We start from the raw sequence: 23757 nt of genomic DNA on the forward strand, positions 1-23757 counted from the left end.
GTGGTACGGTGAGGCTCGTCGGCTCGGCAGCCGTAACGCGAGCACGCCACCCACCCCCAGCCCCTCCCTCACGGGCGCCCATCAAAGTAATACTTCGATGGGACCCTTCAGGGAGGGGAGCAGTCTCAAAGCTTGGCGACGAAATCCGCGTAGGCGGCTTCGTCCATCAGCGTCTCCAGCTCGGCCGGATCGCTGAGCGTGATCTTGAAGAACCAGCCCGCCGCTTCCGGATCCGAATTGACCAGGCTGGGGTCGTCGGCGAGCGCGGCATTGCCCTCGCTCACCGTCCCCGACACCGGCGTGTAGACGTCCGACGCGGCCTTGACCGATTCGACCACCGCGGCCTCGTCGCCCTTGCCGAGCTGCTTGCCCGCTTCGGGAACGTCGACGAACACGATATCGCCGAGCTGGCCCTGCGCGTAATCGGAGATGCCGACGGTGCCGGTGTCGCCATCGACATCGACCCACTCATGGTCTTCGGTGAAATAACGGCTCATCACTTGCCTCCTGCGCGGACATAGCGGTGGGGAACGAACGGCATCGGTGCGACCGTCGCCTCGTGGATCTTGCCGCGCTGGACGAGGCGCAGCGGCGTGCCCGCCTCGGCGAGCGCGGCGGGAACATAGGCCATCGCGATCGGCGCACCGACGCTCGGCGCGAAGCCGCCGCTGGTGACGCGGCCGATCACCGCGCCGTCGGCATCGACGACGCTGGCGCCCTCGCGCACCGGCTGGCGACCTTCGACCGACAGGCCGACGCGCTTGACCGCGGGGCCGTCGGTGCGCTCGGCGAGGATGCGCGCGGCGCCGGCGAAATCGGCGGCCTCGCGGCGGCGCTTCGACAGCGCGAAACCGAGATCGGCCATCACCGGCGTCGTCTCGGGATCGAGATCGTGGCCGTACAGCGGCAGCCCGGCTTCGAGCCGCAGCGAATCGCGCGCGCCGAGACCGATCGGCTTGACCTCGGGCTCGGCGCAGATCGCATCGGCGAACTCGGCGGCGGCCTCGGCGGGGATCGAGATCTCGACGCCGTCCTCGCCGGTATAGCCCGAACGGCTGATCCACAGCGCATGGCCGTTCCAGTCGAACGCGCCCGCGGTCATGAACACGAGCTGCTCGACGCCGGGGACCAGCCGCGACACGGCGGCGACCGCCTTGGGCCCCTGCACCGCGAGCAACGCTTGATCTTCCATCAGGTTGAGCGTCACATTCTCGGGCAGGACGTCGAGCAGATAGGCGAGATCGTCATATTTGGTCGCGCCGTTGACGACGACATACTGGCTCGCCGCGCCGAAGGGATGCGCGCCTTCGGCGGGCAGCGTCGTGACCATCAGATCGTCGAGAATGCCGCCCTCGTCGTTGAGCAGCAGCGAATAGCGGATCCTGGTGGCGGCGAGGCCGGCGATATCGCCCGGCAGCACCGCTTCGAGCGCCCTGGCGACACCGGCGGCGTCGATCCGGTCGCCGGTCAGGCCGACCTGCCCCATATGGCTGACGTCGAACAGTCCGGCGGAGTCGCGCGTCCACATATGCTCGGCCATGATGCCCTCATATTGGACGGGCATCTCGTAACCGGCGAACGGCACCATGCGGCCGCCGCGGGCGCGGTGCCAGCCGTCGAGCGGCAGCAGCTGGATGGCGGGCTCGTCGCCTTCGAGGTCGTCGAGCGGGTCTGGCAAAGTCTCGGAAAGCGAATCGCTCATCAACCGTCTCCAAAAAGGCACGGGACCAAAGACGGCGCAGCGCCGCATTCGATCCGTCATACCCCCTCTGTCACGGTGACCTGAGAGCTTTGACCCGGCGCGCGGCGGCGGCGGGCTTACCCCTTCGGTGGCTCCTCAAAGGAACGCTTTCCAGAGTGTCGATGAGGCAGCGCGCGGTCCGTTGTGCCTGAGAGATTCCGGGGTGGTTGCTCCTTCGGCGGCCTCCTTGTGCAGAGGCTCTCTCCCGCGCCCGCCCATGCCGGTCGCCCGGCATCGACGCCTGGTGCTGTGGCGGGCGGCGGGGGCTTAGTCAATGCGGAAAGCGGGCCGCGGTACCGCTCCCCTCCCCGCAAGGCAGGGCCATCGCCTATGACCGATCGGGGTGCTGCAATCCCCCGTCATGGCGGACTCGATCCGGCATCCCGCTTCGTCCCGCCGTCCCGAAGAAGCGGGACCCCGGCGCAAGGCCGGGGTGACGGAAGGATAGATGAGGCAGCCGACCAGATCATCGGCCATCGGCGATCGCCCCTCCCTTAAAACGGGAGGGAGGAGAATCAGCGTTGCGCGTTATACTTCAGCTGGTCGTCGGTGAGCTGGAAGCCGACCAGCGCCTCGAAGGTGGCGCGCAGCACCGCGGAGCGCACCTCGGGCCGTGCCAGCGGATCGGTCGCGGCATCCTCGTCGCCCGCCTTGCGCTTGCGGGTGAGCTGGTTGCGCACCTCGTCGGGCAAGGTCGCCGCCGCACGCGCGATCTGCGTCGAGGCGGTGCCCCGCGCCTGCGCCCGCGCCTGGCCGGCGTCGAAATGCACCGCGATCTGCCCCTTGCGCTTGGCGGTCACCGCCGAGCCGCCACGGACGATCGCGATATAATACGGCAGCACCACGTCGCGTGGGCCCTCGGTCCGCGTCCGCCGCGCGAGCACGTCGAAGCTGACGGTGGTGGCGATCTGGTCGCCGGCGTCGTTGCAGGCGCCGCGCACGTTGGTCATGCTGGCGACGACGTCGATCGCGCTCGCGTCCTTGCTGGTCGCCGGATCGAACAGGGTGATGTCGCCGGTGCCGGCGGCGACGCCGACCGTCGGGCAGGCGGAGCGCACGGCGGAGATGCCGCCTTCGACGATCTCGCCCTTGCTGGCGCAGCCCGAGAGGATCAGCGCGAGGGCGGACAGGCCTAAAGCCGGGGTTTTCACGAGGACGCGTACCTTTGTCGAACGGACGGTGATGCGCCGCCGGAGGACCCGGACGATGCGCGGCGCACCATAGGAACCGGCTTTGGCGCGCGCAAGCAATCGCGTACTTACGCGCGTCCGGGCATTCGCGTACTTCCGTGCGCCGCACCAATCGCGTAGAACCGCCGGCATGGCCTCCCAATTCCCCGCGGACGGCGGCAAGCCCGTCCTCGAACTGCTGATCGCCGCACCGCGCGGCTTCTGCGCCGGCGTCGACCGCGCGATCCGCATCGTCGAACTCGCGATCGAGAAGCACGGCGCGCCCGTCTACGTTCGCCACGAGATCGTCCACAACAAGTTCGTCGTCGACACGCTGAAGGCGCAGGGCGCGGTGTTCGTCGAGGAACTCGATCAGGTGCCCGACGGCGCGCCGGTCGTCTTCTCCGCGCACGGCGTGCCCAAATCGGTCCCCGCCGACGCGCAGAACCGCGGCCTCGACTATCTCGACGCGACCTGCCCTTTGGTGTCGAAGGTCCATCGTCAGGCCGAACGGCTCGTCGCCGCCGGTCGCCACATCGTCTTCATCGGCCACGCCGGCCATCCCGAGGTGGTCGGCACCTTCGGCCAGGTGCCCGCGGGCGCGATGTCGCTGATCGAGACCGCCGCCGATGCCGAGATCTTCGCGCCGGTCGATCCCGACAATCTCGCCTTCCTCACCCAGACGACGCTGTCGGTCGACGACACCGCCGCGGTGGTCGCGGTGTTGCAGCGCCGCTTCCCCAACATGCTGCCGCCGCGCGGCGAGGACATCTGCTACGCCACCTCCAACCGGCAGGCGGCGGTCAAGGCGATCGCCGCGGCCTGCGACGCGATGCTGGTGATCGGCGCGCCCAATTCGTCCAACTCGGTTCGGCTGGTCGAGGTCGCGGAGCGCGAGGGCGTGCCGGCGCGGCTGATCCAGCGCGCCGGCGAGCTCGACTGGACGTTCCTCGACGGCGTCGGCACGCTCGGCATCACCGCCGGTGCCTCGGCGCCCGAACTGCTGGTGCGCGAGCTGGTCGACCTGCTCTCCACCCGCTTCGCGATCACCGAGCGCGAGGAGGAGACGACGCGCGAGACGATCGCGTTCAAACTGCCGCGCGGCCTCGACGCCGCGGCATAGGCCGACCGTCCCCCGGCGCACGTCCGGGGGGCGTGGAGACTGGGGGAGGGATCAATGGCCGTCTACACGCACGTCTCGGCAGAGGCGCTGTCCGCGTTCCTGCGCCGCTACGCCGATGTCGGCGAGCTGGTCTCCGCCAAGGGCATCGCCGAGGGTGTCGAGAACAGCAACTACCTCGTCGACACCACCGCCGCGCGCTTCATCCTGACGCTTTACGAGAAGCGCGTCGACGCCGGCGACCTGCCCTTCTTCCTCGACCTGCTCGATCACCTCGCCCACCGCGGCCTGCCGGTGCCGCCGGCGATCCGCGACCGCGACAGCGTCGCGATCCAGACGCTGGAGGGCCGCCCCGCCTGCCTGATCCGCTTCCTCAACGGCGTCTCCGTGACCCGCCCGACGCCCGATCAGGCCGCTACCGCCGGCGCCGCGCTCGGCGCGCTGCACGCCGCGGTCGCCGATTTCGACGGCGGCCGGCCCAACAGCCTCGGCGTCGCCGACTGGCGACCGCTGCTGACGCGATGCGGCAGCGATCTCGACGCGATCGCGCCGGGCCTGTTCGCCCGCGTCGACCGCGCGCTCGCCGCGGTGGAGGCGGACTGGCCGCACGATCTGCCGACCAGCGTCATCCATGCCGATCTGTTCCCCGACAACGTCCTGATGCTCGGCGCGCGGGTGACGGGATTGATCGATTTCTACTTCGCTTGCCGTGACATACGCGCTTATGACGTCGCCGTGATGCACACCGCCTGGGCCTTCGATCCGCAGGGCGCGCCGCTCGCCGGCGTCGGCCCGGCGCTGCTCGCCGGCTATGCCGGGGCACGCGGCCTGTCCGCCGCCGAGCGCGCCGCGCTGCCGGTGCTGGCGCGCGGCGCGTGCATCCGCTTCCTGCTCACCCGCGCGTGGGACTGGCTCGACACGCCGGCGGATGCGCTGGTGACGCGCAAGGACCCGCTCGCCTATCTGCGCCGGCTCGACTGGTACGACGCCCATCCGGAGGCCTTTGCATGACCGACCCAGATTCCGCCGCCCCGCAGCTCGTCGAGATCGCCACCGACGGCGCCTGCAAGGGCAATCCCGGCCCCGGCGGCTGGGGCGCGCTGCTCCGCTTCGGCGGCCACGAGAAGGAATTGTCGGGCGGCGAGACGCTGACCACCAACAACCGCATGGAGCTGACCGCGGCGATCGAGGCGCTGCGCGTGCTCACCCGCCCGTGCCGGATCAAGCTCAGCACCGACAGCAAATACGTCATGGACGGCCTGACCCGCTGGATCCACGGCTGGCGCAAGAACGGCTGGCGCACCGCCGACAAGAAGCCGGTCAAGAACGCCGAACTCTGGCAGGCGTTGTTCGCCGAGACGCAGAAGCACGAGATCGAATGGATCTGGGTCAAGGGCCATGCCGGCAACGCCGACAACGAACGCGTCGACAAACTGGCAAGCGACGCGGCGGTCGCGGCGGCCCGCCCGCCAGCCTGACCCCAAATCCTCCCCCGCCAGGGGGAGGGGACCGCTCGGCGCCAGCCGAGTGGTGGAGGGGGAGGATGGGGCGGGAGCCCGTTTGCAGAGCTCCCGCCCCATCCTCCCCCTCCGTCACGGCTACGCCGCGCCACCTCCCCCTTGCGGGGGAGGAATTAAGCGAACCGCCCCGCGGCATAGCGCTCGGCATCGATCCCGGCATATCCCTCCGCCGGCGCCGTCCCCAGCAACAGGCTCGCCGCCACCGCGGCGCCGGCGGGCGCGGTCTGGATGCCGAAGCCGCCCTGCCCCGCGCACCAGAACAGCCCCGCCACCTTCGGATCGAAGCCGTACACCGGCAACCGGTCGGGCGCGAAGCTGCGCAGCCCCGCCCAGCGCCGCTCGACCGCCGCGACCCGCCAGTCGACCACGCCCTCGAACCGGTCGATCGCCAGCGCGACGTCGATCTCCTCGGGCGCGACGTCGTGCGGATCGACCGGCGTCTCGTCGTGCGGGCTCAGCCACAGCCGGCCCGCCTCCGGCTTGAAATAGAATCGCCCCGCGATGTCGGCGACATGCGGCAGGTCGGCGACCGCGGGCGGGTCGGTGCGCAATTGCACCATCGTCCGCCGATAGGGCTGGATGCCGAGCGGCGCCGCCCCCAGCCGCACGGCGATCCGGTCGGCCCATGCTCCCGCCGCATTGACCAGCACGCCCGCGCGATACGTTCCCGCCGGGGTCGCGATCGTCCAGACGCCGGCGGTGCGGCGCGCCTCGTCCAGCCCGGCGCGTGTCGCGATCGCCCCGCCGGCGCGGCGGAATGCGGCGAGATAGGCGGCATGCAGCGCCGCGACGTCGATATAGGCGCAGCTCGGTTCGTGCACGCCGAGCGTCCATTCGGGCCGCAGTCCCGGCACGAACGCGGCGGGATCGACGCGGTCGAGCACCACCGCGGTCCCCTCGAACGCGGCGAGGAAGGCGTCGACCCGCCCGGCATCCGCCGCCCGCCCGATGTGCAGCGACCCCAAAGGCGCCAGATAGCCGCCGCCGCGAAGCGCCGTTTCGGACGCGCTGGTCAGCGGCTGGATGCCCGGCCCGCCATACGTCTCCGACCAGAAGGCCGCCGAGCGCCCGGTGCTGTGATACCCCGCCTGCTCCTCCGCCTCGAGCAGCAGCACGCGGGCGTGCGGCGCGAGCGCGGCGGCGAGGCTGGCGCCGGCGATCCCCGCGCCGACGATCGCGATGTCGTGGATCATCGCAGCCGGTCCAGAAAGGCGTCGATCGCATCGAACGCGCGCCACCGCACCGCATCGTCCTCGCGCAGGATCTCATGCGCCGATTCGGCCCCGAAGCGCACCAGCTCGGCGCGCGGCAGCCGTGCCGCCAGCCGCACCGCGGCGCGGGCATCGACCAGCCGGTCGGCATCGGCGATCAGCATCAGGATCGGCACGGCGAGCGTCGCCAGCCGCGGATCGGCCTGCAGGCGCGCGCCCGATGCGAACGCCTCCAGCACCCACGCCCAGCTCGGCGGCCCGAGCAGCAGCGACGGGTCGCGCGCATACCAGAAGGCTTCGTCGCCATAACGGTCGAGCGAATGGGTGAGCCGCTGCTGGCGATGGCCGGCGGAGGCCTTGCCCGGCCGCACCGTCCACGCCGGCCGGGCGGGGTCGCCGATCCTGGTCATCGCCCGCGCGACCGCACGGCCGGCGCGCGCGCCGAGCGGCGAGCGCACGCCGATCATCGGCGACACCAGCACCGCCGCATCGGGCACGACGCTGCCGTCCAGCATCGCGCGCAACGCCAGGTGCCCGCCCATCGAATGGCCGAGCAGCACCGCCGGCCCCTCCCCCGCGCGCGTCCAGTGGCGCCAGAAGGCGGTGAGGTCGCCCACCCACGCGTCGAAACTGGCGGCGTGGCCGACGTGCGGATCGGCGGCGAGCCGCCCGGAGCCGCCCTGCCCGCGCCAGTCGAACGCGGTCACCGACCAGCGCTGCGCATGCAGGTGGCGGATCGTCTCCAGGAACTTCTCGACGATGTCGGCGCGCCCGCCCTGTACCAGCACCCGCCCGCGCGGCGCGGGATGCGGCCAGTCGAACCGGCGGTGGCGCCAGCCGTCGGGCGCCCGCCATTCCGTCAGGCGCGAATCGGCGGGCAGGTCGCGGCGCAGCTCGGCTTGATCGGTCATCGTTGCTTTGGTTACGTTTTCGCAAGCCATGCCGTCTACCTCTGCGTGCCATGGGGACGGACAGTCTATTGGTCGCGGCGCTTGCCGTCATGCTCGGCGCGCTGCTCGTCGCCGCGGGGATCGAGGATGCCCGCACGCGCGAGATCGCCAACGGCAAGAATGCGGCGATCGCGCTGCTCGCGCCTGTGTGGTGGTGGGCGATGGGGCTCGGCTGGGGCGACGTCGCGGTGCAATTGCTCGTCGCGGCGATCGTCTTCGCGGTGTTCGTCGGCGCCTTCGCCTGCGGCTGGATGGGCGGCGGCGACGTCAAGATGATCGCCGCGCTCGCCTTGTGGCTGCCGCTCGGCAGCCTGTTGCAGATGCTGATGGTGATGTCGGTGCTGGGCGGCGCGATCACCGTCGCGATGATGATCGAGCGGCGCTGGCAGCGCCGGATCGGCGCGGTCGAGGTGCCCTATGGCGTCGCGATCGCCGCGGCGGCGCTGCTCTCGCTCCCCGCCATTCTGCCAGCCCTTTGAAGACGAACCGGATTTTAACCAGTCCGCGGCCAAGATGGCCCAATCAACCACCGGTGCGCTGAAAGGCCCGTTGAGACCATGGATAGTCGCAAGATCGTTTTGCTGGTGGGCGCGTTGCTCGTCGCCGGCATCACGGCATTTTTCGCCCGCTCGCTGATCGCCGGCGCCTCCGCGCCGCAGGCGGTGGCGATGGGCGCCCCCGCCCCGGTCGCCGTCACCGGCCCGGACGTGCTGGTCGCGACCCGCGCGCTGCCGGTCGGCACCATCCTCGATGCCACCGCGCTGAAGTTCCAGCCCTGGCCGCAGCAGCTCATCGACAACGCTTATTACCTGAAGGCGGGCACCGACGTCGCCAAGCTGACCGGCACGGTGGTGCGCAACGCGATCACCGCCGGCCAGCCGATCACGCGCGGCGCCCTGGTTTCGCCGGGCGACCGCGGCTTCCTCGCCGCGGCGCTCGGACCGGGGATGCGCGCGGTCACCGTCAGCGTGTCGAGCCAGGCGGCGGTCGCCGGCTTCGTCTTCCCGGGCGACCGCATCGACCTCGTCCTGACGCAGACCGTCAACGCCGGCGGCGACGGCCAGCCGCTCAAGGTGTCCGAGACGATCATGCGCAACGTCCGCGTGCTCGCCACCGACCAGCGCACCGACAATGTCGTCGGCGAGGACGGCAAGTCGAAGGTCACCAGTTATTCGACCGTGACGCTGGAGGCGACGCCGAAGATGGCCGAACAGGTCGCGGTGGCGCGGACGATCGGCGAATTGTCGCTGTCGCTGCGCGCGCTCGCCGACAATTCGTCCGAACTCGAAGAGGCGATCGCCAGCGGCGCGGTCAAGGTGCCCGATGGCGACCCGCGCGCCGAAAAGGCGATGATGCTGCGCCTTGCCACCCAACCGCAGACCGGCGGCACCACCTTCGCCACCGGCGCCGACGTATCGCGCTTCCAGCGCAGCACCGTGCCGGCGCGTGCGCCGACCGCCGGCGCCCCGGTGGGCAACGGCCCCGCACCGGGTGGCGCGGTCGGCGCCGGCGGCGCGACGATCCAGGGCCCGGCCGTGCGGGTCGCCCGCGGCAACAGCGTGACCGTCGTTCCGGTCGGAGGGAAAAACTGACATGCCTCTCGTGCACCCCCTCCGCGCCCGCCGCGGTCGCGCCGCCGCCGTCGCGCTGGCCCTCGCCACCACCCTCGCGATGCCGCTTACCACCGCCGATGCGCGCGGCGCCGATGCCGCGACCGCCAGCGGCAGCTCTTCGGTCGTCCAGGTCAACACCGGCCGCGGCCGGCTGGTGACGCTGTCGCGGCCGATGAGCGACGTCTTCGTCGCCGACGAGACGATCGCCGACGTCCAGGTCCGCTCGCCGACGCAGCTCTACATCTTCGGCAAGAAGACCGGCGAGACGACGATCTCCGCCACCACCCGCGGTGGCGCGGTCGTCTATGCGACCACCGTCCGCGTCGGCAACAACCTCGATTCGATCGCGGCGATGCTGCAGCTCGCGATGCCCGACGCGCGGCTCGTCGCGACGCCGATGAACGGCATCGTGCTGCTCACCGGCACCGTCGCCGGCCCCGGCGACGCGGCCGAGGCGGAACGGCTGGTGCAGGCCTATGTCGGCGACGCCACCAAGGTGCTCTCGCGCCTCAAGACCGCGACCCCGTTGCAGGTCAATCTGCAGGTCCGCATCGCCGAGGTCAGCCGCACCTTCATCAAGAACGTCGGCGTCAACCTCGGCTCGCTCGACGCGACCGGAGGGTTCAAATTCGGCATCGGTCGCGGCACCGTCAGCCCTCAATATACACCGGGTTTCCCGCTGGCGACCGGCTTCAATACCGGTACCAACACCACCCTTATCCCGAACGGCAGCTCCGGATCGACGCTCGGCCTCGCCGGCAAGCTGCTCGGCCTCGACCTGCTCGCCGCCGTCGATCTCGGCGAGACGCTGGGTCAGGTGACGACGCTCGCCAACCCCAATCTCACCGCTTTGTCGGGCGAGACCGCGACCTTCCTCGCCGGCGGCGAGATCCCGATCCCGCTCGCCGGCGGCCTCGGCACCGTCACCGTCGAATACAAGCAATATGGCGTCAGCCTCGCCTACACGCCGACGGTGCTGTCCGACGGCCGCATCTCGCTGCGCGTCCGTCCCGAGGTGTCGCAGATCGACAATGCCAATGCGGTGACCGTCGGCGGCACCCGCGTGCCCGGCATCACCACCCGCCGCGCCGAGACGACGCTGGAGCTCGGCTCGGGCCAGAGCATGATGATCGGCGGCCTGCTCTCCAACAGCCACGGCAACAACATCGACAAGACGCCGTTCCTCGGCGACCTGCCGATCATCGGCTCGCTGTTCCGCTCGACCAACTTCCAGCGCAACGAGACCGAGCTGGTCATCATCATCACCCCCTATCTGGTGAAGCCGGTGAGCAATCCGGCACAGATCGCGCTGCCGCACGACGGCTATCGCGCGCCCAGCGATGCCGCGCGCATCCTGCTCGGCGAGGTCGGCAGCGGCGGCAACGGTCCCCGCCCGGTGCCGACGATGATCCCCGGCGACCCGCCGTCCGCGCCGACGATCGGCGCCGCCGCCGCGGTGCCGCCGGTGCCGCAGCGTCAGCCGGCACCCGCCGCCGCCGATCCGCGCGCCACGTCGAAGAAGAAGGGCGCCGTTCCCGCCCCCGGATTTTCCAACTGATGCCCGTGCCGGCCCCGATCAAGGACCCGTTCAAGGACATGGCCTCGATGACCAAGCATAAGCTGCTCCTCGCCACCCTGCCCGCGCTGCTTCTCGGCGGCTGCATGGGCACCACCAACCGCGGCCTCGAATCGGTCCACCAGCCGGTCGTCGCGCGCAACGATTACGCGCTCGATCTCGCCACCGGCGGGGCCGGCCTCGCCGCCGGCGAGGGCCGCCGGCTCGCCGGCTGGATGGACGCGATGCATCTGGGCTTCGGCGACAAGGTCGCGATCGACGAGACCGCTTACGGTGCCGGCCGCGCGCGCGACGAGGTCGCCGCCGTCGTCGCCAGTTACGGCCTGCTGCTTTCCGACGAGCGCCCGGTGACCGCCGCGCCGGTGACCCCCGGCACGCTGCGCGTCGTCGTCAGCCGCATGCACGCCAGCGTCCCCGGCTGCCCCGACTGGAGCCGCAATTCGAGCAACGAATTCGACGCCAACACCTCGTCCAACTACGGCTGCGCGATCAACGCCAACCTCGCCGCGATGATCGCCCGGCCCAGCGACCTCGTCCACGGCACCGACCCGCAGGCGCTCGTCGACACCGCGGTCAACGCCAAGGCGATCGACGCCTATCGCAAGAAGGCGCCGACCGGCGCCGGCGCGTTGCAGGCGGCCAGCTCGCGCGGAGCCAATTGATGAACGCCCCCTGGAAGCCCGCCGGCCAGACGACGCGCGAACCCTTCGCCGCCTATGTCTGCGACGAGACCACCGCCGAGACATTGCGCCCGATCGCCGCAGAGCTCGGCTGGTCGGTCGACAAGGTCTACAAGGGCGGACTGCGCAACGCCGTCCAGTCGCTGTCGGTCGCCGCCAGCCCGCAGATCCTGCTCGTCGATCTCGCCGAATCCGGCGATCCGCTCAGCGACATCAACGGTCTCGCCGAGGTGTGCGAGCCCGGCACGGTGGTGATCGCCGCCGGCCAGGTCAACGACGTGCGCCTGTACCGCGACCTCATCGCCAGCGGCATCCAGGATTATCTGCTCAAACCGCTCCATCCCGACGCGATGCGCGAGGCCTTCGGTCACGCGCAGGCGATGCTCAACGCTCCGAAACTCGCCGAGGCCAGCATCGACCGGCCGCATTGCGCGATCGCGGTCATCGGCACACGCGGCGGCGTCGGCGCCTCCACCGTCGCCACCTCGACCGCCTGGCTGCTCGCCGAGCGCGAGAAGCGCACCACCGCATTGCTCGACCTCGACGTGCATTTCGGCACCGGCGCGCTGACGCTCGATCTCGAGCCCGGCCGCGGCCTCACCGACGCGATCGAAAATCCCAGCCGCATCGACGGCCTGTTCATCGAACGCGCGATGGTCAAGGCGACCGAGAAGCTCGCCGTCCTCTCCGCCGAGGCGCCGATCAACGCGCCGCTGGTGACCGACGGCGCCGCTTTCTATCAGTTGCAGGAAGAGATGCGCGCCGCCTTCGAGGCGACGGTGGTCGACCTCCCGCGCGCGATGCTGGTCCAGCATCCGCAATTGATCAGCGACATCCAGGCCGCGGTGATCGTCACCGAACTCACCCTCGCCTCGGCCCGCGACACGATCCGCATCCTGTCGTGGCTCAAGACGCACGCACCGCAGACGCACCTCACCGTCGTCGCCAACCGCGTCCATCCCGCCGCGCAGCTCGAGATCAGCCGCAAGGATTTCGAAAGCTCGATCGAGCGCAAGATCGATTTCCTCGTGCCCTTCGACCAGAAGCTCGCGGCGCAATCGGCCAAGCTCGGCAAGCCGCTCGCCGAGGCGGGCAAGAACACCAAGACGATCGCGCCGCTGATCGACCTCACCCGCCACGTCCTCAACGTCGGCGAGGAGCTCGTCGCAAGCAGCGGCGACGGCAAGACGCGCAAGAAGGGCAAGTCGCTGATCGGCGGCTTCTCCGCCCTGCTGCCGCGCCGCGCCAAGAAATAAGCGTCGCGGCGATGGACCTGTTCCCTCTCGTGATGGTGCTGCTCGGCGGCGGATCGGCGATCGCGCTGGTCGCCTTCGCGCTCGCCGGCCCGTCGCCGCAGCGTGCGCAGACGCGCCGCGTCGCCGCGATGCGGATGCGCCACGGCGATGCCGCGGTGGTCGAATCGCAGATGCGGCGCATCGCCGCGGGCCGCGTCCAGACCCGCACCGACCTCGCGGTCGGCCGGCTGCTGCCCAATCCGGCGCAGCTCGCCCATCGGCTGGCGATGACCGGCAAGGACTGGAGCGTCGGCCGCTACGGCATGGTCAGCGCCGGACTGATCGTCGTCGTCGCCGGGTTGCTGATGCTCAAGGGCGCGCCGTTCCTCTTCGCCCTGCTGTTCGGTGTCGCGGTCGGCGCCGGCGTGCCGCACTGGCTGGTCGGCTATTTCATCCGCCGCCGCGTCACCCGCTTCACCGCCAAATTCCCCGATGCGATCGAATTGCTCGTCCGCGGCCTGCGCTCGGGCCTACCGGTCAGCGAGACGATCGGCGTCGTCGGCAACGAGGTGGAGGGTCCGGTCGGCGAGGAATTCCGAATGGTCGCCGACAAGATGAAGATCGGCATGTCGATGGACGCGGCGTTGCAGGACACCGCCGACCGGCTCGGCACGCCCGAATTCCAGTTCTTCGTCATCACCATCGCGATCCAGCGCGAAACCGGCGGCAATCTCGCCGAAACGCTCGCCAACCTCGCCACCGTGCTGCGCCAGCGCGGCCAGATGAAGTTGAAGATCAAGGCGATGTCGTCCGAATCCAAGGCTTCGGCCTATATCGTCGGATCGCTGCCGTTCATCGTCTTCGGCATGATCTGGATGATCAACGCCGGCTATATGCAGGGCTTCTTCTCCGAACCGCGGCTCATCATCGCCGGCATCGGCGGCCTCCTGTGGATGGGCATCGGCGTGTTCATCATGGCCAAGATGGTCAGCTTCGAAATCTGATGGCCGGGGGCGAATAGACATGCAGGCTTCCGGACCGACGCTGATGGGCATCGACGTGCTCTGGGTCGCGACCATCCTGTCGGGGGTCGCCGCCTTCGCGGTGATGCTCGCCATCTATACGGTCATGCGCACCGTCACCGATCCGATGACCAAGCGCGTCAAGGCGCTCAACGAACGCCGCGAACAGCTCAAGGCCGGCATCACCGCCTCGACCAAGCGGCGCGCCAAGCTGGTCCAGCGCAGCGACACCACCGACTGGATGCGCGGCCTGCTGTCATCGCTCAAGGTGCTGCAGGACAGCCAGGTTAAGGACGCGCAGCTCAAGCTGATGCGCGCCGGCATCCGGTCGAAGGAATGGGCGGTCGGCGTCATCTTCGGCCGGCTCGCGCTGCCGATCGTGTTCGGCGGGCTGATGGTCGTCATCGTCTACGGGCTCGACTATTTCCCCGACTGGTCGGCGTTCAAACGCTATGCGCTCGTCGCGGTGACCTTCATCCTCGCCTACAAGGCGCCCGACATCTATCTCAAGAACCGGATCACCAAGCGCAGCGATGCGATCCGCAAGGGCCTGCCCGACGCGCTCGACCTGCTGGTGATCTGCGCCGAGGCGGGCTTGACCGTCGATGCCGCCTTCCACCGCGTCGCCAAGGAACTCGGCCGCGCCTATCCGGAGCTTGGCGACGAATTCACGCTGACCGCGATCGAACTGGGCTTCCTCACCGAACGGCGCCAGGCGTTCGAGAACCTCGCCACCCGCGTCGACCTCGACGCGATCCGCGGCGTCGTCACCACGATGGTGCAGACCGAGAAATACGGCACCCCGCTCGCCTCGGCGCTGCGCGTGCTGTCCGCCGAATTTCGCAACGAACGCATGATGCGCGCCGAGGAAAAGGCCGCGCGCCTTCCCGCGATCATGACCATCCCGCTGATCCTCTTCATCCTCCCGACGCTGTTCATCGTCATCCTCGGCCCCGCCGCCTGCTCGATCAGCGACGCCTTCTAGCGGCCTGTCGAAATTGAACTCGCGGACGATGACAATTCCGCCCCCGCCAGGGGGAGGAATTCGACGGAGAGTCGATCCGCTCGGAGGTTACGCTATTCCCTAGCGGATGGATCTGGAAAGCGATCGACTAACACCAACGCCCGGCTGTCCTACACCCGCCCCAAATGCTAAAGAGCGCTCCCCCACACGCTCTTTCTCATCGCCATCGATCAGCACGTTTTCCGAAACGATAAACCCGGATCGTTTCCATTCAGGTGTCCATCTTGTCCACGTTCGGCGCCTAACCCGTTCCACTGCAACGACACCGCTTCCACGCAGCGCGACGCTGCCAAGCCCCGATGAACCAACCCCCGTCGCGCTCGTTATGCACCCGTAACAGGGAGGCTCGGATGCTGTTCACCACCACCACGCAGTTCGTCGCATTGGCATTGTGCCTCGTCGCCGGCTGGTTCTTCGGGCTCGCGAGCCACGGCGGCGGCCGCAAGTGGAAGACGCGCTACGCCGACGAGCGCGAGGCGCATGCCGGCTATCGCAAGCAGGGCGACACCGCGCTCGCCGACGCCAACCGCCGCATCGCCGAGCTGGAGCGTGAAAACGACCGTCTCGCTCGCGCAGCGGAGACCGTTCCCGTCACCACGACGCCCGTCGCCGCGACATCCGTGGCCCCCGCGCCGACGATCGGCGAGCGCCTCACCGGCCGTGCCCGTCCGGTGCGCACTGTCCGCCCCGCCTACCCCGCCGGCAGCCGCCCCGGCTGGTTCGACTTCGGCGACCGGTCGCGCGTCTGACGCGAACGTTGGGCCCGGCGCGCCGCCGCTCGACTTCCGCGGCGTGACCGGGCAAGATCAGGCCATGGAGACGATCTCACGCACCGGCGGCCAAATTCTGGTCGATCAGTTGCTTGCACAGGGTTGCGAGCGGATTTTCACGGTGCCGGGGGAAAGCTTCCTCGCCGTGCTCGATGCGCTCCACGACGCGCCCGGCATCGCGACCGTGGTCTGCCGGCAGGAAGGCGGCGCGGCCTATATGGCCTGCGCCGACGGCACGCTCACCCACCGCCCCGGCATCGCCTTCGTGACGCGCGGACCGGGCGCGACCAACGCCGCGATCGGCGTCCATGTCGCACGGCAGGATTCGCAGCCGATGATCCTCTTCGTCGGCGACGTCGACCGCACCACCCGCGACCGCGAGGCGTTTCAGGAGATCGACTTCCCCGCGATGTTCGCCCCGCTCGCCAAATGGGCGGCGCGGATCGACGATGCGGCGCGCATCCCCGAATATGTCGCCCGCGCCTATGCGGTGGCGATGAATGGCCGCCCCGGCCCGGTGGTGCTGGCACTGCCCGAAGACATGCTGCGCGACACCGCCGCGGTCGTCGACCGGCCCCGCGTCGAACGCCTGCCGCAGGGTTGCGACGAGGCGCCGCTCGAACAGCTCACCGATCTGCTCGCCACCGCCGAACGGCCGCTCGCGATCGTCGGCGGCGCCGGCTGGGACGGTGTCGCCGCTCAGGATTTCGCCGCCTGGGCCGATCGTACCGGCGTCCCCGTCGCCACCGCCTTCCGCCGGCAGGATGCGATCCCCAACGCCTGCCCCAGCTACGCCGGCAACCTCGGCTATGGCCCCAATCCGGCGCTCGTCGCGCGCGTGAAGGATGCCGACCTGCTGATCGTCGCGGGCGCGCGGCTCGGCGAGGCGACGACCGACGGCTATACGCTCATCACCCCCGATCACCCCGGCCAGCGCCTCGTCCACGTCCACCCCGATGCGAACGAACTCGGCATGACCTATCGTGCCGATCTGGCGATCTGCGCGGGGATGGCCGAATTCGCCGAGGCGCTGGTCGCCCTCGACGGCCCGCCCCATCCCGGCGGTGCCGAGGCGCATGCGGAATGGCTGCAATGGTCCACCCCCGCCCCGCGCGACGGCGTCGCGATGGACCTCGGCCCCTGCGTCGCCGCGATGCGCGAGCAACTGCCCGCCGACACGATCATCTGCAACGGCGCCGGCAATTACAGCGGCTGGTGGCATCGCTATTGGCATTATCCCGCCCCGGGCACGCAGCTCGCGCCGACCGCCGGGGCGATGGGCTACGGCCTGCCCGCCGCGGTCGCCGCCGCGCTGCGCTATTCCGATCGCCAGATCGTCGCGCTCGCCGGCGACGGCTGCTTCCTGATGAACGGCCAGGAACTCGCCACTGCCGTCCAGCACGATGCGCAGCTGCTGGTGCTGGTCGTCGACAACCAGGCCTATGGCACGATCCGCATGCACCAGGAGCGCGAATATCCCGGCCGCGTCGCCGCCACCATGCTCGCCAACCCCGATTTCGCCGCGCTCGCCCGCGCTTACGGCTGCTGGGCCGAGAGCGTCGAGCGTACCGAGGATTTCGCCGCCGCCCTTGCCCGCGCGGTCGCGCAGCGCGGCGTCCGCCTGCTCCACCTGCGCACCGACGTCGACGTGATCACCCCCGCCGCCACGCTCGGCGCGCGACCGGCCTAGCCCCGCCCGCGCGCCGCGCGGGTCGGCAGCACCAGCCGGTCGAGGAAGTTGCGCAACTCGGTCATCCGCTTGAGCGGCTCGGTCACCTGTTCGTCGAGGCCGAGCCGCCACGCCAGATCGCGCCGCTCGGGCGCCTCGTGCAACGCCTCGACCAGCGCCGCCTGCGTCGCCACGTCGAGCGGATCGCGCGCCAGCCCCAGCTCGACCAGATCGTCCGCCTGCCGCCGCAACGCCGCCGCGACCTCGCGCAGCGAAATCTCGGGATGATATTGCACGCCCCAGAAGATGCCGCCGTCGTGGCGGATCTCGGCGGCCTGCACCGCGGTGACGCCGTTGGAGGCGAGCAGCGTCCCGCCCGCGGGCAAGCTCGCCACCTCGTCGCTATGCACCGCCGGCACGTCATAGGCCGGCGGCCGCCCGGCGAGCAGCGGATGATCCTGCCCCGCCGGCTGCCGCACGATCCGCCGCGCGAACCCTGCCTCACGCCGCTCGCCCATCGCCCGCACTGCGCCGCCCGCCGCGACGACCGCGACCTGCAACCCCGCGCACGACCCGAACGCCGGCGTTCCCGACCGATAGACCGCACGCATGAAGTCGATCTCGCGCCGCGCCTCGGGCGTATCTTCATATAAATGGAGCGGCGACCCGGTCAGGATCACCCCGTCATAGCCGTCGATCCCGGCCGCGGGCGACGCCGCATCGTGATCCGCGGGCTTTACGCGCTCGCAGATCGCGTCGGGCACCAGTTCGCCGAGCCGCTTCAGGAACGTCCCGCCCGAACTCCGCCCGACGCTCTCGCGCCGCGTTTCGCGTGCCGCTGGCGGCTCGCTCTCGGCCACCAGCAGCCGCAACGGTGCGCTCATGCTTCGGCCGGTTTGGTCGTCACGGTCTTGCCGCGCTCGATCAGCGCATCGATCGCCTCGGTTTCCAGCCGCCCCGCGGTGATCAGCGCGGCCTCCGGCGTCAGCGAGACGGCGACCCCATCGGGGCCATCGACGATGATCTCGCCATTTTCATGGCTGACCGAGGACGGCGTGTTGTAAGGCGTGGTCATCATACCCCAACAAGCCATATTAACCGATGTTTCCATCGGTTAATGAAATAGTCCCCGGTCGTGCCACGTGCCGTCAGCGCAGCTTGTCGCTGCCGTTGATCAACGCGGCCTTCTCGCCGTTCGACATCGCGGCGGCATTGACGTCGGCGTCGTCGATCGCATCCGCCTGCTGGCTCGCGCTTTTGCGCTCGGCCTTGGCCTGATCCTCAAGGTTGTCGGCGGCGCTCTCCAACGCATCGGCGCGATTGTCGGCGGCGGCCTTGACGTCGCTGCCCAGCTTGTCGTCGCCCTTGCCGCCGCAGCCGGCGAGCGACAGGGCCATGGCGCCGGCGGTCAGCGCGATCATCATCTTCTTCATCTGCATGTCTTTCGTTCGCATAAGGAAAAGGCCGCCCCGCTTCCCCGGGACGGCCTTTCGCCGGTCATCGGACCGTCAGGTCAGATATTGTCGCCGAGCGCGCCCTTGACGCTGCCCTTGAACTTCTCGCCCTTGCCTTCGGCCTGCTGGGCCTTGCCCTCTGCGGTCAGGCTGGCGTCGTCGTTGTGCTTGCCGATGGCTTCCTTGGCGTTGCCGATGGCTTCGTTGACGGTGCCTTTGATCTTGTCGGTGAGCTCGCCCATGAGGACCTCCTGCTTTGACCGCGTCCCGCCAGCCGGGCCGCTTGATCTACAGCAAGAACAACGGGTTCGGACCGGACCGGTTCCGTGACAAATGCGTCACCGTATTTATATCAGCCCGGCGAGCGGGCTCGACGGGTCGGCATAGCGCCGCTGCCCCATCCGCCCGGCGCGATAGGCCAGCCGTCCCGCTTCCACCGCCGCACGCATCGCCGCCGCCATCATCACCGGGTCCTTCGCCTCGGCGATCGCGGTGTTCATCAGCACGCCGTCGCAGCCCAATTCCATCGCCACCGCCGCATCGGACGCGGTGCCGACCCCGGCGTCGACCAGCACCGGCACGCCCGCACCCTCGACGATCAGCCGGATCGTGATCCGGTTCTGGATGCCCAGCCCCGACCCGATCGGCGCGCCCAGCGGCATGATTGCCACCGCGCCGGCATTCTCCAGCCGCTTCGCCGCGATTGGATCGTCGACGCAATAGACCATCGGCTTGAACCCCTCGTTGGCGAGGATCTCGGTCGCGCGCAGCGTCTCGTGCATGTCGGGATACAGCGTCTTCGCCTCGCCCAGCACCTCCAGCTTGACGAGATCCCAGCCGCCCGCCTCGCGCGCCAGCCGCAGCGTGCGGATCGCGCTCTCCGCGTCGAAACAGCCCGCGGTATTGGGCAGATAGGTGACCTTCTTGGGGTCGATGAAATCGGTCAGCATCGGCGCGTTGCGATCGCTGACGTTGACCCGCCGCACCGCGACGGTGACGATCTCAGCGCCCGAGGCTTCGAGCGCGGCGGCGTTCTGCGCAAAGTCCTTGTACTTGCCGGTGCCGACGATCAGCCGCGATCGGAACGTCCGCCCCGCCACCGTCCAGCTGTCGTCGGCGATCGGCTTCTGGTGATCGCCGCCGCCGACGAAATGGACGATCTCGATATCGTCGCCGTCCTCGACCTCGACATCCTTCAGCGTCGAGCGCGGCACGACCTCGAGATTGCGTTCGACCGCCACCTTCTCCGGCACCAGCCCCAATTCCGTGGCGAGATCGGCGAGGCTCAGCCCCGCATTGACGCGCTTGTGTGCGCCGTTGACCGTGATCGAAACCGTTCCGTCGCTATGGGGCATCAGGCTTAACTCCTTGGCGCCCCATCTAGGCGCGTGATCGTCGGTGTCCACCTTCGCAGGGTTGATTCACGCGAAGGCGCGAAGGCGCGAAGGCGCGAAGGCGCAGAGATGGCTTGCGTGCGGCAGCGGGCTTTCCCTCTTCCGAGCGACCGTGGATAAGCCGCTGCGCGGGAAGGGGGTGGGATCGTCCCGCGCGCGCCCTCTCTGCGCCTCTGCGCGAACCAACCCTTTTCCTTCTTCGCGCCTTAACGTGAAAACACGCCTTCTTTGCACCGTCCGCCGAACGGCGATAAGCCCGCACCATGACCGACACCATCTTCGTCCTCAACGGCCCCAACCTCAACCTGCTCGGCACCCGCGAGCCCGAAATCTACGGCGCCGACACGCTCGACGACATCGCCGGCCAGCTCGAGGATCGCGGCCGCGAATTGGGGCTGGAGATCGATATGCGCCAGTCGAATCACGAAGGGCATCTGGTCGACTGGCTGCACGAGGCGCAGGCACGCGGCGCCAAGGCAGTGATCCTCAACGCCGGCGCCTTCACCCACACATCGATCGCCGTGCACGACGCGATCAAGGGGATCAAAACCCCCGTCATCGAAGTCCACCTTTCCAACCCGCACACCCGCGAAGACTTCCGCCACGTCAGCTTCGTCGGACGCGCCGCGAAGGGAACGATCGCCGGTTTCGGTGCGCTCTCCTACACCCTTGCGCTTGAAGCCGCGGCGCGCTTCTGACAGGAGGCTCCCCCATGACCGACCAGACCAACTCCGGGACCCAGACCCAATCGATGCAGGTTGACGTGAACCTCGTGCGCCAGCTCGCCGAATTGCTCGATGCCACCCATCTCACCGAGATCGAGGTGGAGGAAGGCGACCGCAAGATCCGCGTCGCACGCAAGGCCGCAGCGGTCGCCGCCCCCGTCCAATATGCGCCGCAGCCGATGGCGAGCGCGCCGGTCGCGCCCGCCTCGCCCCTTGCTGCCGAGGCGGGTGCAATGGCCCCGACCGTCAGCGCCGCCAATGCGGTCAAGTCGCCGATGGTGGGCACCGCCTATCTGTCGGCCGAACCCGGCGCCAAGCCTTTCATCACCATCGGCACCGTGGTCGCCGCCGGCGACACGCTGCTGATCGTCGAGGCGATGAAGGTGATGAACCCGATTACCGCACCGACCGCCGGCATTGTCCGCCAGATCCTGATCGAGAACGGCCAGCCGGTCGAATTCGACCAGCCGCTCGTGGTGGTCGAGTAACGGCATGCGCCCGATCAAGAAGCTGCTGATCGCCAACCGCGGCGAGATCGCGCTGCGTATCCATCGTGCGTGCCACGAAATGGGCATCAAGACGGTCGCGGTCCATTCCACCGCCGACGCCGATGCGATGCACGTGCGCCTCGCCGACGAGGCGATCTGCATCGGACCGCCGGCGGCGACCGACAGCTATCTCAACATCCCCAACATCATCTCGGCCGCCGAGATCAGCGGCGCCGACGCGATCCACCCCGGCTACGGTTTCCTGAGCGAGAACGCGCGGTTCGCCGAGATCGTCGAGATGCACGACCTGCTGTTCGTCGGTCCCAAGCCCGAACATATCCGCACGATGGGCGACAAGGTCGAGGCGAAGCGCACCGCGGGCGCGCTCGGCCTGCCGCTCGTCCCCGGCTCGGACGGGGCGATCAACGACGTCGCCGAGGCGAAGGCGTTGGCGGCGGAGATCGGCTATCCCGTCATCATCAAGGCGGCGAGCGGTGGCGGCGGTCGCGGCATGAAGGTGTGCACCGGCCCCGAGCATCTCGAAACGCTGATGCAGCAGGCCGGCACCGAGGCGAAGGCGGCATTCGGCGACGCCACCGTCTACATGGAAAAATACCTCGGCAACCCGCGGCATATCGAGTTCCAGGTGTTCGGCGACGGCGAGGGCAACGCCATCCATCTGGGCGAACGCGACTGCTCGCTCCAGCGCCGCCATCAGAAGGTGCTCGAAGAGGCCCCCTCCCCGGTCATCACCGCGGAAGAACGCGAGCGGATGGGCGGCATCGTCGCCAAGGCCATGGCCGACATGGGCTATCGCGGTGCCGGCACGATCGAATTCCTGTGGGAAGACGGCGACTTCTACTTCATCGAGATGAACACCCGGCTGCAGGTCGAGCATCCGGTGACCGAGATGATCACCGGCCTCGACCTCGTCCGCGAACAGATCCGCATCGCCGAGGGCCATCCGCTGACGCTGCGTCAGGAGGACGTCCAGTTCCGCGGCCATGCGATCGAATGCCGCATCAACGCCGAGGACCCGCGCACCTTCGCCCCCTCGCCGGGCCTGGTGAAGCAATACCACGCGCCGGGCGGCATGCACGTCCGCGTCGATAGCGGCCTCTACGCCGGCTACCGCGTACCGCCTTATTACGATTCGATGATCGCCAAGCTGATCGTCTACGGCACCACGCGGGCTGGCGCGCTCCGCCGCCTGCGCCGGGCGCTCGAGGAATTCGTGATCGAAGGCCCGACGACGACGATCCCGCTTCATCAGGCGCTGCTCGACGATCCCGAATTCCAGGACGGCCAATATACGATCAAATGGCTGGAAGAATGGCTGGCGAAACAGCCCGACTAAATCCTCCCCGGCACGGGGAGGTGGCAGCGCGCAAGCGCTGACGGAGGGGGGCTTCCACGGACGCTGCGTCGGCGGCGATCCCCCCTCCACCACCGGCCTGCGGCCGGCGGTCCCCCTCCCCGTACCGGGGAGGAACGAGGAGCGAACGATGAACGCAACCATCTACCACAACCCGCGCTGCGGCACCTCGCGCAATACGCTGGCGCTGCTCACCGAGGCCGGCGTCGACGTCACCGTCATCGAATATCTCAAGCATCCGCCGACCGTCGGCGACCTCTCGCGCCTCTACGCACGCGCCGGCATCAGCCCGCGCGACGGCCTGCGCCTCACCGAACCCGACGCCAAGGCGCTTGCCGAGAGCGACGCGGACGATTCGACGATCCTCGAAACCATGACGATCAACCCGATCATCATCCAGCGCCCGCTGGTCGAGACCGACAAAGGCGTCGTCCTCGCCCGGCCACCCGAAACGGTCAGAACGATCCTCTGATCCAATTCCGTCTCTCGCGCCCTGTCGAACCACGTTCCCGCAGCAATGCCCGCGCAACGGGCAAACCCGCCCCATCTGCCCGTTTTACAAGCAGCAAATAACGCCGAATCCGCATTGCCCCGACGCGCCGCGGCTGGCACGTTTGGTGCAACATCCGCGCTAGGGGCGCGGGGTCCGGTAAGGGGCATATTGCGGTGAAGAAGGTCGAAGCCATCATCAAGCCGTTCAAGCTGGATGAGGTGAAGGAAGCGCTGCACGAGATCGGCGTCAGCGGCATCACCGTGACCGAGGCGAAGGGCTTCGGCCGCCAGAAGGGCCATACCGAACTCTATCGCGGCGCCGAATATGTCGTCGACTTCCTGCCCAAGGTGAAGCTCGAGGTCGTCGTCGACGACGCGCTCGCCGATCGGGTGGTGGAGGCGATCGCCAACGCCGCACAGACCGGCCGCATCGGCGACGGCAAGATCTTCGTCATCCCCGTCGAGGCCGCGCTTCGCATCCGCACCGGCGAACGCGACGAGGCCGCGATCTAATTTCCCGTCTTATCGT

At 69.2% G+C, this 23757-nt stretch carries 27 protein-coding genes and 2 riboswitches; of the genes, 17 read left to right on the forward strand and 10 right to left on the reverse strand.

The genetic code is table 11. The features are described from left to right. Positions 1-125: 125 nt before the first annotated feature. The 3 genes from gcvH to ACLBWH_RS03390 all read right to left on the reverse strand — a co-directional run bounded on the left by gcvH (position 126) and on the right by ACLBWH_RS03390 (position 2892). Positions 126-497, reverse strand: coding sequence for a glycine cleavage system protein GcvH (gene gcvH, locus ACLBWH_RS03380; RefSeq protein ID WP_322847687.1), 372 nt, complete (start codon positions 495-497; stop codon positions 126-128). Further along, positions 497-1702, reverse strand: a complete 1206-nt coding sequence (gene gcvT / locus ACLBWH_RS03385) for a glycine cleavage system aminomethyltransferase GcvT (protein WP_447796800.1) — start codon at positions 1700-1702, stop codon at positions 497-499. The genes gcvH and gcvT overlap by 1 nt, the downstream gene beginning before the upstream one ends. A gap of 57 nt (positions 1703-1759) precedes the next feature. Next, a riboswitch (glycine riboswitch) is annotated at positions 1760-1866 on the reverse strand. Beyond that, positions 1867-1959, reverse strand: a riboswitch (glycine riboswitch). Between the two features lie 297 nt (positions 1960-2256). Then, complete coding sequence (locus tag ACLBWH_RS03390; protein ID WP_322847685.1) at positions 2257-2892, reverse strand: hypothetical protein; 636 nt, start codon at positions 2890-2892, stop codon at positions 2257-2259. A 169-nt stretch (positions 2893-3061) separates the two neighbouring features. Between ACLBWH_RS03390 and ispH the strand changes: the two genes are divergently transcribed. From ispH to rnhA, 3 genes are read left to right on the forward strand one after another with little or no spacing between them, the layout of a single operon-like run. After that, entirely contained in the window at positions 3062-4033 is a 972-nt protein-coding gene (ispH, locus tag ACLBWH_RS03395; protein ID WP_322847684.1) for a 4-hydroxy-3-methylbut-2-enyl diphosphate reductase, read from the forward strand. 54 nt (positions 4034-4087) lie between these two features. Next, positions 4088-5041 carry a homoserine kinase gene (gene thrB, locus ACLBWH_RS03400; RefSeq protein ID WP_447796803.1) on the forward strand — a complete coding sequence of 318 codons (954 nt, stop codon included), beginning with the start codon at positions 4088-4090 and terminating at the stop codon, positions 5039-5041. After that, positions 5038-5508, forward strand: a complete 471-nt coding sequence (gene rnhA / locus ACLBWH_RS03405; RefSeq protein WP_447796805.1) for a ribonuclease HI — start codon at positions 5038-5040, stop codon at positions 5506-5508. Before thrB ends, rnhA begins: the two co-directional genes overlap by 4 nt. Before the next feature lie 155 nt (positions 5509-5663). Here rnhA and ACLBWH_RS03410 read toward each other — a convergent pair whose 3' ends face one another. Together ACLBWH_RS03410 and ACLBWH_RS03415 are read right to left on the reverse strand one after the other, a co-directional pair. Next, positions 5664-6743, reverse strand: a complete 1080-nt coding sequence (locus ACLBWH_RS03410) for an NAD(P)/FAD-dependent oxidoreductase (RefSeq protein ID WP_447796807.1) — start codon at positions 6741-6743, stop codon at positions 5664-5666. Then, complete coding sequence (locus ACLBWH_RS03415; RefSeq protein ID WP_447796809.1) at positions 6740-7672, reverse strand: alpha/beta fold hydrolase; 933 nt, start codon at positions 7670-7672, stop codon at positions 6740-6742. Before ACLBWH_RS03415 ends, ACLBWH_RS03410 begins: the two co-directional genes overlap by 4 nt. Before the next feature lie 50 nt (positions 7673-7722). Here ACLBWH_RS03415 and ACLBWH_RS03420 point away from each other — a divergent pair, with 50 nt between their 5' ends. The 9 genes from ACLBWH_RS03420 to ACLBWH_RS03460 all read left to right on the forward strand — a co-directional run bounded on the left by ACLBWH_RS03420 (position 7723) and on the right by ACLBWH_RS03460 (position 17321). Beyond that, positions 7723-8190 (forward strand): A24 family peptidase, encoded by a 468-nt coding sequence (locus ACLBWH_RS03420; protein WP_447796811.1) that lies wholly within the window; start codon positions 7723-7725, stop codon positions 8188-8190. Between the two features lie 78 nt (positions 8191-8268). Continuing rightward, entirely contained in the window at positions 8269-9303 is a 1035-nt protein-coding gene (gene cpaB, locus ACLBWH_RS03425; RefSeq protein WP_447796813.1) for a Flp pilus assembly protein CpaB, read from the forward strand. Between the two features lies 1 nt (position 9304). After that, complete coding sequence (locus tag ACLBWH_RS03430) at positions 9305-10882, forward strand: type II and III secretion system protein family protein (RefSeq protein ID WP_447796815.1); 1578 nt, start codon at positions 9305-9307, stop codon at positions 10880-10882. Between the two features lie 38 nt (positions 10883-10920). Further along, the gene (locus tag ACLBWH_RS03435) at positions 10921-11562 is read left to right on the forward strand and encodes a CpaD family pilus assembly protein (protein ID WP_416222375.1); all 642 of its coding nucleotides are present in this window, start codon (positions 10921-10923) and stop codon (positions 11560-11562) included. Beyond that, a complete protein-coding gene (locus ACLBWH_RS03440) occupies positions 11562-12836 on the forward strand; it encodes an AAA family ATPase (RefSeq protein ID WP_322847676.1) in 1275 nt (424 codons plus the stop codon). Before ACLBWH_RS03435 ends, ACLBWH_RS03440 begins: the two co-directional genes overlap by 1 nt. An 11-nt stretch (positions 12837-12847) precedes the next feature. Next, positions 12848-13819 carry a type II secretion system F family protein gene (locus ACLBWH_RS03445; protein ID WP_447796817.1) on the forward strand — a complete coding sequence of 324 codons (972 nt, stop codon included), beginning with the start codon at positions 12848-12850 and terminating at the stop codon, positions 13817-13819. A 19-nt stretch (positions 13820-13838) separates the two neighbouring features. Beyond that, a complete protein-coding gene (locus tag ACLBWH_RS03450) occupies positions 13839-14822 on the forward strand; it encodes a type II secretion system F family protein (RefSeq protein WP_322847674.1) in 984 nt (327 codons plus the stop codon). Positions 14823-15211: 389 nt separating this feature from the next. Continuing rightward, on the forward strand, positions 15212-15610 hold the full coding sequence (locus ACLBWH_RS03455) for a hypothetical protein (RefSeq protein ID WP_322847673.1): 399 nt from the start codon (positions 15212-15214) through the stop codon (positions 15608-15610). A gap of 64 nt (positions 15611-15674) precedes the next feature. Then, the gene (locus ACLBWH_RS03460; protein WP_447796820.1) at positions 15675-17321 is read left to right on the forward strand and encodes a thiamine pyrophosphate-binding protein; all 1647 of its coding nucleotides are present in this window, start codon (positions 15675-15677) and stop codon (positions 17319-17321) included. On the opposite strand, the gene ACLBWH_RS03465 is transcribed toward ACLBWH_RS03460, so the two are convergent. The 5 genes from ACLBWH_RS03465 to thiS form a co-directional block, all read right to left on the reverse strand. Further along, entirely contained in the window at positions 17318-18184 is an 867-nt protein-coding gene (locus tag ACLBWH_RS03465) for a type 1 glutamine amidotransferase (RefSeq protein WP_447796821.1), read from the reverse strand. The two genes, ACLBWH_RS03460 and ACLBWH_RS03465, sit on opposite strands and share 4 nt — an antisense overlap. Beyond that, complete coding sequence (locus ACLBWH_RS03470) at positions 18181-18378, reverse strand: hypothetical protein (protein WP_322847670.1); 198 nt, start codon at positions 18376-18378, stop codon at positions 18181-18183. Before ACLBWH_RS03470 ends, ACLBWH_RS03465 begins: the two co-directional genes overlap by 4 nt. A gap of 70 nt (positions 18379-18448) precedes the next feature. Beyond that, complete coding sequence (locus ACLBWH_RS03475; protein ID WP_447796823.1) at positions 18449-18733, reverse strand: hypothetical protein; 285 nt, start codon at positions 18731-18733, stop codon at positions 18449-18451. Between the two features lie 80 nt (positions 18734-18813). Then, complete coding sequence (locus ACLBWH_RS03480; protein WP_322847668.1) at positions 18814-18996, reverse strand: CsbD family protein; 183 nt, start codon at positions 18994-18996, stop codon at positions 18814-18816. A 105-nt stretch (positions 18997-19101) separates the two neighbouring features. Further along, positions 19102-20109 carry a sulfur carrier protein ThiS gene (gene thiS / locus ACLBWH_RS03485; protein ID WP_447796825.1) on the reverse strand — a complete coding sequence of 336 codons (1008 nt, stop codon included), beginning with the start codon at positions 20107-20109 and terminating at the stop codon, positions 19102-19104. Between the two features lie 302 nt (positions 20110-20411). On the opposite strand from thiS, the gene aroQ reads away from it, so the two are divergent. The 5 genes from aroQ (at position 20412) to ACLBWH_RS03510 (ending at position 23741) form a co-directional block, all read left to right on the forward strand. Next, positions 20412-20846, forward strand: coding sequence for a type II 3-dehydroquinate dehydratase (aroQ, locus tag ACLBWH_RS03490; protein ID WP_322847666.1), 435 nt, complete (start codon positions 20412-20414; stop codon positions 20844-20846). 14 nt (positions 20847-20860) lie between these two features. Beyond that, the gene (gene accB, locus ACLBWH_RS03495) at positions 20861-21361 is read left to right on the forward strand and encodes an acetyl-CoA carboxylase biotin carboxyl carrier protein (RefSeq protein ID WP_447796827.1); all 501 of its coding nucleotides are present in this window, start codon (positions 20861-20863) and stop codon (positions 21359-21361) included. 4 nt (positions 21362-21365) lie between these two features. Continuing rightward, positions 21366-22718, forward strand: a complete 1353-nt coding sequence (gene accC, locus ACLBWH_RS03500; protein ID WP_447796829.1) for an acetyl-CoA carboxylase biotin carboxylase subunit — start codon at positions 21366-21368, stop codon at positions 22716-22718. A gap of 148 nt (positions 22719-22866) precedes the next feature. After that, on the forward strand, positions 22867-23208 hold the full coding sequence (locus tag ACLBWH_RS03505; RefSeq protein ID WP_322847663.1) for an arsenate reductase family protein: 342 nt from the start codon (positions 22867-22869) through the stop codon (positions 23206-23208). Between the two features lie 194 nt (positions 23209-23402). Next, positions 23403-23741, forward strand: coding sequence for a P-II family nitrogen regulator (locus tag ACLBWH_RS03510; RefSeq protein ID WP_038660652.1), 339 nt, complete (start codon positions 23403-23405; stop codon positions 23739-23741). Positions 23742-23757 lie beyond the last annotated feature (16 nt).

The organism is Sphingomonas sp. M6A6_1c (assembly GCF_053345135.1).